This window comes from Parachitinimonas caeni (assembly GCF_030129945.1).
Taxonomy (GTDB): Bacteria; Pseudomonadota; Gammaproteobacteria; order Burkholderiales; family Chitinimonadaceae; genus Parachitinimonas; species Parachitinimonas caeni.
In genome coordinates, this window is record NZ_JARRAF010000334.1 from 1 (window position 1) to 207 (window position 207).

1 protein-coding gene is annotated in these 207 nt (G+C 58.9%); it reads left to right on the forward strand.

Translation table 11 applies throughout. The features are described 5' to 3' along the window. Positions 1-17: 17 nt before the first annotated feature. The coding region (gene tnpA, locus PZA18_RS24935) for an IS66 family insertion sequence element accessory protein TnpA (protein ID WP_407951226.1) at positions 18-207 on the forward strand (190 nt) is incomplete at its 3' end.

The following is a 207-nucleotide window of genomic DNA, read 5'->3' on the forward strand; positions in this document are numbered from 1 at the left end:
TTGGTGGGAGTCAGGTGATGGTGCAGTCATGTGAATCATGGACAGAGCGGGAAGCACAGGTAGCGAGGTGGCGTAGCAGTGGTTTGAAGGCGGAGGCGTATTGTGAACAGCAGGGTTTGGCCTTGCCTAGCTTCCTGTATTGGGTGAAGCGGCTGCGTCGGCCAAGGGAAGAGGCCCAACCGGTTGCGCCGTTACAGCTGGTCCCTG